The sequence below is a fragment of the Wylensekiella montiformis genome, from assembly GCF_009697385.1.
GTDB lineage: Bacteria > Bacillota > Negativicutes > Selenomonadales > Selenomonadaceae > Selenomonas_A > Selenomonas_A montiformis.
Genome location: NZ_VUNL01000024.1, coordinates 1 through 2,786, shown reverse-complemented (window position 1 = coordinate 2,786; position 2,786 = coordinate 1). Strand labels below are relative to the sequence as shown.

Genomic DNA, 2,786 nt, shown 5'->3' with positions numbered 1-2,786 from the left:
GTGGGAACTCAAGAGAGACTGCCGCGGACAACGCGGAGGAAGGCGGGGATGACGTCAAGTCATCATGCCCCTTATGTCCTGGGCTACACACGTACTACAATGGGATGGACAGAGAGCAGCGAAGCCGCGAGGCGAAGCGAACCCCATAAACCATCTCCCAGTTCGGATTGCAGGCTGCAACCCGCCTGCATGAAGTCGGAATCGCTAGTAATCGCAGGTCAGCATACTGCGGTGAATACGTTCCCGGGCCTTGTACACACCGCCCGTCACACCACGGAAGTCATTCACACCCGAAGCCGGTGGGGTAACCGCAAGGGACCAGCCGTCTAAGGTGGGGGCGATGACTGGGGTGAAGTCGTAACAAGGTAGCCGTATCGGAAGGTGCGGCTGGATCACCTCCTTTCTAAGGAAACTGAGCTGTCGAAGAGACAAGCCCGCAAGGGCGCAGGCGATTCGGCAACAGCTCGTTCGCGAGAGCGTCCCAAGAAGCGAGTCCGCAGGACGAAGCTGATTGGCTGACGCTTACCGCGCAAGCTGAATCTAAGCTCAACTTTCAGGTCGGGCATCTACCGAGTCAAGTTCGGTATAAGCGATGTCTAAGCGCTGAAGCGCTAAGACCATGCTTATGGCTGTTGCATTGTCTAGTTTTGAGGGAATGACCTCAAAAAGCTTCTCCGTCGCCTGACGGAGGCTGAACATACCATATCATGGGGGCGTAGCTCAGCTGGGAGAGCACCTGCCTTGCAAGCAGGGGGTCAGGAGTTCGATTCTCCTCGTCTCCACCATCTATCATTATGGGCCTATAGCTCAGCTGGTTAGAGCGCACGCCTGATAAGCGTGAGGTCAGTAGTTCAAGTCTACTTAGGCCCACCATTTATCAATATGGTAAAGGTACACTGAAAACTAAACAGAAGAAATAAAATGTATCAAAATCATCGAGTACATACGACAGTGTGTAACAGAATGGTTTGAACGAACATTTTAGGATTTGGGGGATTACGGACCGGGATGCGTCCGTCATCTTGACCTGCCTTGCAGCCCCTGACGTCGTTGTCGCGGCTTGACGCAGTATAACTGCGACTGCGCCGTGACGCCTAGTCAGGAACAGCAATTCAGGCCAATCTGATCGGACTTACTCCGGTTCGTGATCCCCAAGCATAGACATCATAGCAATATGATACCTAATGGCAAGCTTGATCGAACGAAGCAAGGCGGAAACATAGCGCGTTGCGTCGGGAGAAATAAGTTAAGCTACAAAGGGCATACGGCGGATGCCTGGGCGCTTCGAGCCGATGAAGGACGCGATAAGCTGCGAAAAGTCATGGGGAGCCGCAAGTAGGCATTGATCCATGAATCTCCGAATGGGGCAACCCGGTACGAGTCAAGTCGTATCATCTACGGAAGGCACACCTGATGAACTGAAACATCTAAGTAGTCAGAGGAAAAGTAATCAAACGAGATTCCCCCAGTAGCGGCGAGCGAAGAGGGAAGAGCCCAAACCGGACGTCTTCGGACGACCGGGGTTGAGGACCGGCACAAAGGGAAGAATTTCTAGCCGAACAGTCTGGGAAGGCTGAGCACAGACGGTGAAACTCCGGTAGGCGAAAGGGATTCCAACGGGCCGGTATCCAGAGTACCACGAGACACGAGGAACCTTGTGGGAAGCAGGGTGGACCACCATCCAAGGCAAAATACTACGAAGCGACCGATAGCGCATAGTACCGTGAGGGAAAGGTGAAAAGGACCCCGGGAGGGGAGTGAAAGAGAACCTGAAACCGTATGTCTACAAGCAGTTGGAGCACTTTATATGTGCGACAGCGTGCCTATTGAAGAATGAACCGGCGAGTTAATTTTTGTTGCGAGGTTAAGCGGGAGACGCGGAGCCGAAGCGAAAGCGAGTCTTAATAGGGCGAAAGTAACAAGGATTAGACCCGAAACCACAGTGATCTATGCATGGCCAGGTTGAAGCTCAGGTAAAAATGAGTGGAGGACCGAACCCGTGAGTGTTGAAAAACTTTGGGATGAGCTGTGCATAGGGGTGAAATGCCAATCGAACGTGGAGATAGCTGGTTCTCCCCGAAATAGCTTTAGGGCTAGCCTCAGGCGACACATAAAGACGGTAGAGCACTGATCGGACGCGGGTCTGTAATGGATACCAACTCCAGTCAAACTGCGAATGGCTTTATGAGAAGAACCTGGGAGTCAGAATGCGAGTGATAAGACCCGTATTCAAGAGGGAAACAGCCCAGAACGCCGACTAAGGTCCCGAATGCTGTACTAAGTGGAAAAGGATGTAGAACTTCCGAAACAACCAGGATGTTGGCTCAGAAGCAGCCACCATTTAAAGAGTGCGTAATAGCTCACTGGTCGAGAGGCTCTGCGCCGAAAATATCCGGGGCTCAAGTACAGAACCGAAGTCGCGTCATGCGCAAGCATGGGTAGGGGAGCGTTCTTATTGCGTTGAAGGTTGACCGGAAGGACAGCTGGAGCGGTAAGAAGTGAGAATGCCGGTATGAGTAGCGAAACGGTCAGTGAGAATCTGACCCACCGAAAGCCTAAGGGATCCTGAGCAACGCTCGTCGACTCAGGGTAAGTCGGGACCTAAGCCGAGGCAGAAAGCATAGGCGATGGACAACAGGCAAACATTCCTGTACTGCATGATGTTGTCTGAGGATGGAGTGACACAGCAAGGAGCTTGAGCGCGCGACTGGAAATGCGCGTCGAAGGCGGTAGGCTGTCATGGAGGCAAATCCCCATGATAAGGCCGAGAACTGACAGATAGACAA

General features: G+C 52.8%; 2 tRNA genes and 2 rRNA genes. All 4 read left to right on the top strand.

Features of this window, described 5'->3' with window-relative positions:
- A 16S ribosomal RNA gene (locus FYJ78_RS12690) occupies positions 1-403 on the top strand; the annotation flags it as partial.
- Between the two features lie 306 nt (positions 404-709).
- Positions 710-785 (top strand) — tRNA-Ala (locus FYJ78_RS12685).
- 11 nt (positions 786-796) lie between these two features.
- A tRNA-Ile gene (locus tag FYJ78_RS12680) sits at positions 797-873 on the top strand.
- A 371-nt stretch (positions 874-1,244) separates the two neighbouring features.
- A 23S ribosomal RNA gene (locus FYJ78_RS12675) occupies positions 1,245-2,786 on the top strand; the annotation flags it as partial.